4 protein-coding genes and 1 pseudogene are annotated in these 5858 nt (G+C 73.4%); all 5 read left to right on the top strand.

The features are described from left to right. Positions 1–664, top strand: a 664-nt coding sequence (locus tag AOK03_RS39235) for an MFS transporter (protein WP_157869220.1), incomplete at its 5' end; no start/stop codon positions are given. Positions 665–879: 215 nt separating this feature from the next. Further along, positions 880–1560, top strand: a complete 681-nt coding sequence (snpA, locus tag AOK03_RS39230; protein ID WP_055570117.1) for a snapalysin — start codon at positions 880–882, stop codon at positions 1558–1560. A 100-nt stretch (positions 1561–1660) separates the two neighbouring features. Further along, positions 1661–3604: a transglycosylase domain-containing protein gene (locus AOK03_RS39225; RefSeq protein ID WP_055570116.1), complete on the top strand. Its 1944-nt coding sequence runs from the start codon at positions 1661–1663 to the stop codon at positions 3602–3604. A 198-nt stretch (positions 3605–3802) separates the two neighbouring features. Continuing rightward, positions 3803–5563, top strand: a complete 1761-nt coding sequence (locus AOK03_RS39220) for a S1 family peptidase (RefSeq protein ID WP_055570115.1) — start codon at positions 3803–3805, stop codon at positions 5561–5563. Further along, a pseudogene (locus tag AOK03_RS43645) lies at positions 5560–5858 on the top strand (hypothetical protein); the annotation flags it as partial. The gene AOK03_RS39220 and the pseudogene AOK03_RS43645, both read left to right, overlap by 4 nt.

Genomic DNA, 5858 nt, shown 5'->3' with positions numbered 1-5858 from the left:
CGCCGTCGCGGCCCTGCTGCTGCTCGGCCTGCGGCTCGGCGCCCCGGTGTCGAAGGGCAGCGCCCTCGCCGATCTGCGGGAGGGCTGGTCGGGGTTCCGGTCGCGGACCTGGCTGTGGACGTACACGGCGGCGGGGACCGTGCTCGTCGCCGCGTGGCTGGCGGGCTACCAGCTGCTCGGTCCGGTCGTCACCGAGCAGGAGTACGAGGGCGCGCGCACCTGGGGGCTGATCCAGGGCGCGTTCTCGCTGGGGCTCCTCGCGGGGACCGTGGTGTGTCTGCGGTGGAAGCCGGAGCGGCTGCTCGTCGTGGCCGTCGCCGCGAGTTCGGGGCTCGCGCTGCCCCTGGCGGGGCTCGCGCTGGGGCTTCCGCTGCCCTGGCTGCTGCTCGCCGCCGTCCTCGCGGGCATCACGCTGGACGTCGCGGGGGTGACCTGGACGACGGCGTTCCAGCAGCAGGTGCCGGAGGGCGAGTTGGGGCGGATGAGCTCCTTCAACCAGGTCGGCGAACGGCTGGCGATCCCGCTCGGCTATCTCGTCGTCGCGCTCGTCTCGTCCGTGTTCGCCGACCGGTCCGTGCTGGCCGTCTGCACGGGGATCATCGTCGTCGCCACCCTCCTCAACCTGTGCGTGCGCGACATACACCGCATCAGGCGGGTGCGGTAGCGAGGGGGGGGGAACGGCCGGTGGAGACGGGCAATTCGCGGCGTACGTCAACCAGTTGATGCTTTGACGTTATCGCCGAATGGCATCGGTGCGAATGCGCCCCGACCTCCCGATACTCGTCCCGACCGGGGGCCGCACCCGCAGGCCTCCGGTCCCGGCAGCCCGGACACCCCGGGCGTACCGGCTATCCCGGCCTTCCCGGAAGGGACACCCCCATGAACAGATCCAGAATCGGCCTCCTCGCCACCCTCGGCTCGGCCGCCCTCGTGGCCTCGCTGGCCGCCGCGCCGTCGGCGCTCGCGGCCCCGGCGCCCGAGACGGTCAAGCCCACCTCCGCGTACGCCACGTCGGCGTACACGGGATCGGCCGAGGACCAGGCGGCCAACCGGCAGTTCTTCGACGCCGTCATGAAGTCGGCGCTGAAGAAGCAGGCGGAGAAGCCCGGCATCCAGGTCGTCACCGTCACCTACAACACCAGCCGGGCGCCCAGCTTCCGCAGCCAGATAGCCCAGAGCACGCAGATCTGGAACTCCTCGGTCAGCAACGTGAAGCTGCAGGAGACCAGCTCGACCGGTAACTTCCAGTACCGCGAGGGCAATGACTCGCGTGGCTCGTACGCCTCCACCGACGGGCACGGCCGCGGCTACATCTTCCTGGACTACCGGCAGAACCAGCAGTACAACTCCACGCGTGTCACGGCACACGAGACGGGTCACGTGCTCGGGCTGCCCGACCACTACTCGGGTCCGTGCAGCGAGCTGATGTCCGGCGGCGGACCCGGCACGTCCTGCACCAACGCGTACCCGAACGCGCAGGAGCGGTCCCGGGTCAACCAGCTCTGGGCCAACGGCCTGTCCGCCTTCCAGGACAAGGGTGCGCTGACGAAGGTCCGCTGACCCCCGCGGCCTCCCCCCGCGTCCTGGCACAGACGGACTGTTACGTACCGCTAACGGCCTCCGGGCCAACCCGGCCGCGTGCGGCGCGCTCTCCTCCGGCATGGGTACACATGCTCAGGGGAAGAAGCCGCGTCGCCGCGGCCGGCGACGGATCGTGGACTACCCGCGCGCCGGAAGGAGCGGCGTGCGGCGCTGGCTCCCGTCGTGGCGCCAGCTCCTCGGCGCGACGGGCCTGTTCGTCACCGCCGTCGCCGTGCTCTTCGTCTGCGTGTACGTCAGCGTGGACGTCCCCGACGAGAACGCGGCGGCCCGCCGCGAGGCCAACGTCTACTACTGGTCGGACGGCTCCCAGATGGTGAGCACCGGGGAGGTCAACCGGCAGAACGTGGAGCTGGACCAGATCGCGCCGTCCGCCGTCCACGCGGTGATCGCCGCCGAGAACGAGACCTTCTACGACGACTCCGGGGTCTCCCCCAAGGGGCTGGCCCGTGCCGCCGTGAACATGGCCCGCGGCCGGGAGACGCAGGGCGGCTCCACCATCACCCAGCAGTACGTGAAGAACACCTATCTCTCGCAGGACCAGACGGTCACGCGGAAGGTCAAGGAGTTCGTGATCGCGCTGAAGGTGGACCGCAAGAAGAGCAAGGACGAGATCCTCAAGGGCTACCTCAACACCAGTTGGTTCGGGCGCGGCGCCAACGGGATCGAGGCCGCCGCCCACGCGTACTACGGCATTCCCGCGAAGAAGCTGAACCCCAGCCAGGGGGCGATGCTCGCCGCCATGCTGAAGGGCGCGGACCTGTACGACCCGGCGGTCGGCGCCGCCAACCACGAGCGGGCGCGGCAGCGCTGGGCGTGGATCCTGGACCGGCAGGTCGGGGTCGGCCTGATGACGAAGAAGGAGCGGGCGAAGTACCGCACCTTCCCCGAGCCCCGCAGCCGGTCGCGCTCCACCAGCCTCGGCGGCCAGACCGGCTACCTAGTCGACGTCGCGAACCGCTACCTCAAGCAGCACACCGGCCTCACCGACCAGGAGCTGGCGCGCGGCGGCTACGAGATCCACACCACCTTCGACAAGGCCAGGGTGGGCCGCCTGGAGCGGGCCGTGCGGCGCGTGACCGCCCGCGACCTCGATCCGAAGAAGCGCCCGGCCGACCGGTACGTGCAGGTCGGCGCGGCGTCCGTGCGGCCGTCCGACGGGGCGCTCGTCGCGCTGTACGGCGGGCCCGACGCCACCGAGCACTTCACCAACAACGCCGACACGTCCGGGGTCCCGGTGGGCTCCGCGTTCAAGCCGTTCGTGCTGGCCGCGGCGTTGCAGCACGGGGTGTCGGCGCGGGACCTGCCGGCCTCCGGCGTGGCGCCCCTCAAGGCCCCCGCGGCCGGGGTGCGGCGGAGCGTGCTGGCCGACAGCCACTACGCGTCCGACGGGACCCTGAGCCGGTCCGACGGCGCCCCCGACCCCGACCGCCCGACGCTCCGCGAGGCGCTGGTGTCCGGCGGCAACGCGACGTACGTACGCCTGGGCAAGGAGGTCGGCCAGGACATGGTGCGCAGGACCGCGGTCGCCGCCGGTCTGCTGCGCCGGAGCATGGCCCCGCTGGAGCCGACGTTCTCCATCGGCACGTCGACACCGAGCGCGATCCGCATGGCCACCGCGTACGGGACGTTCGCGAACGACGGGGTGCAGCGCGACCCCTACTCGGTGACGAAGGTCCTCAAGGACGGCGAGACCCTGCCGGGCCTGGAGCCCCCGTCGTCCCGGCGCGCGCTGGACCCGCAGGTGGCCCAGGAGGTCTCCGACGCCCTGCGCACCGCGGGCAAACGCCTCGGGGCGGACGTCGCGGCGGGCCGCACGGGCGACCAGGACCGTCTCAAGTCGGCCTGGTTCACGGGCTTCACGAAGGACCTGTCGACGGCGGTGACGCTGTTCCGGCTGCGCCCCGACGAGCCGCAGCTCCTGCCGATGTCGGGCGTGGCCGGGAAGAAGTCGGAGCGCGGCAACGTCCTGCCGCCGCGGATCTGGAAGGAGTACGTGGGGTAGCGCGCGCTCCGGCCGCGCTCTCCTCGCGCTCTCCCCATGCTCCGTCCGTGCTCCGAGCGTGCGCGGTCCCGCTCCTGGCTCCCCCCGGACTCCCCCGGCATCCCCTTGCAGCCCAGGAGCCTTTGGCCGTCCCCGCACCTATTCTGAGGAGACATGGAGGGGGATGCGGGAACCGCGGACGGGGGCCTCAACTCTCCTATGGATCATTCGAGTTGGCGGGTCCGGCTGCGGCGGTGGGCGGCCTCGGGCAGCGGTGACGTGCTGGGCGCCGGGGTGCTGTTCGGCACCGGCCGGGTGCTCACCTGCGCCCATGTGATCCGCGATCCGGCGACCGGGCTGCGGCCCGACCGCGTGCAGGTCGAGTTCCCGTTGCTGCAGGGCCTGACCCGGACCCCGCACCGCACCGCGACCGTGGAGGCGGGCCACTGGGTGCCCGCCTTCGGCAAGGCGCAGGGCGACCTGGCGGTCCTCGTCCTGGACGACGCGGCGCCCCTGCCCTCGCCGGTCGCCCTGCACCGCACGCTCGACTACCGGGGCGCGACGGTCCTCATCGACGGGTTCCCCGAGCACCAGTCGGGCGGGCAGTGGCTCACCGGGGTCTGCCGGGGGCCCGGCGGGGAGGGCGACGAGCGGGTGCAGATCGACCTCACCGGGGCGGGCTCCGGGCAGCGGCTGCGCGGCGGGTTCAGCGGGGCGGGCGTGCGGGAGGAGGGCACCGACCGGCTGCTCGGCATCCTGGCGCAGGCCGACGAGCGGGGCGAGCACGGGTACATGATCCCGGCGGCCACCGTCGCCAAGTACTTCCGCAGGTTCGCCGAGCGGCACGTGACCGGGCCGCACGCCATCCCCGGCCACCGCGTCGTCTCGGCCGACGCCGCCCGCACGGCCCGCCCGCACGGGCTGCAGCGCACCGTCACGCGCTGGCTGAACGGGGACGCGGACGCCTGGGACACCGAGGTCCTCTTCATCGCCGAGGACGACGACCGGGCGCGGCAGGCCCTGTACGTCGTCCTGAACATGGCCGACCGCGAACAGTCCCCGCAACTGGCGGTGCGACCGGTCGAGCCGGACGAGGAGGCGCGCGACGGCGACGACCCGTTCGACGGCACCGACTCCCTCCTGTCACGCGCCGGGATCGCGCCCCGCGTCGGCAGCATCGGCCTCGTCCTCGACCTGGAGGACGCCGCCCTCGACGATCCCGGACGGCCCGAGCTCCGCGAGGCCCTCGCCGTCCTGCGGCACGAGCTGCGGCACGCGGGCAGACGGCGCACGGCCCCGCGGCGGCGCCCCGCCGTCGCCGTGCTCTACGCCGACCGGTCCGCCATCGAACCGGCCGCCGCGGCCAGGACGCTCGGCGAACTGGCCGAGTCCGGCGCCCGGCTGCTGCTCGTGGTGCGTTCCAGCACGCACGGCTTCACCTACGCCCTCGCGGAGAAGCTGCTGCCCGCCGAGCGGGCCGCGCAGTGGCTGCTGCGGATCGGCACCCGCGTCGACGCGCTCGCCGACACCGAACGCAGCGCCCGGCGCCTCTTCCACCGCGTCGAACCGCACGTCGTCGACCCGCCGGTCGCCACCGGGTACGCGGCGCGGGCCGCCCTGTGGACGGTCCAGCTCAGCAACGAACTGCGGCCGCTGACGGGCCGGGGCGGACCGCGCTTCCTGGAGAAGCTCTCGTACGCCGAACAGGCCGTGGACACCTATCTGTTGCGGGCCGAGCGGGCCGAGAGCGAGCTGCGCGGGGTGCTCGACGAACACCTGCGGCTGCGCGGGCTGCTCCGCGACCACCTGGCGCGGCTCGCCCGGCGCGGCCTCGCCGAGCACCCCGAGGCGGTCGGGCCCTACCGCACGGCGCAGCAGCTCCTGCTGACGGGGCCCTGCCCGCTGGCCGACGCCGAGCGGGCGGTGACGGCGTTCGCGCGCGTGGTGCGGCGGCTCGCAGAGGCGGACGGTGACGCGTGACGGCGGTCAGGTCCTGTCCGCACCCCGGCTGCTCGGGCACGGTGACGCCGACGGGCTACTGCCTGGCCAGCGGTGAGCGTGTCGACCCGGACACCGGGCTGCACTCGGCGGCGCCCGAGGCGGCCGGGGGGACCGCGTTCCCGGCACCGGGATCGAAGCCGGGGCCGGTACGGGGATCGGGTCCGGAATCGGCACCGGCACCGGCACAGCCACCGGCACCGGCAGCCCCGTCGGTCCAGGAGTCCTCCCAGCACTGGATCGTCGACCCGGGCGTCACCGCCAACCCGCCCCGCCC

The sequence above is a fragment of the Streptomyces atriruber genome (assembly GCF_001418325.1).
GTDB lineage: Bacteria > Actinomycetota > Actinomycetes > Streptomycetales > Streptomycetaceae > Streptomyces > Streptomyces atriruber.
This window is presented reverse-complemented; position numbering and strand designations above follow the sequence as displayed.

What these genes read in the sequence shown, in the direction of transcription:
- snpA (WP_055570117.1), top strand. Translation starts at nt 880, where the DNA reads ATGAACAGATCCAGAATCGGCCTCCTCGCCACCCTCGGCTCGGCCGCC.
- AOK03_RS39225 (WP_055570116.1), top strand. Translation starts at nt 1,661, where the DNA reads ATGGGTACACATGCTCAGGGGAAGAAGCCGCGTCGCCGCGGCCGGCGA.
- AOK03_RS39220 (WP_055570115.1), top strand. Translation starts at nt 3,803, where the DNA reads ATGGATCATTCGAGTTGGCGGGTCCGGCTGCGGCGGTGGGCGGCCTCG.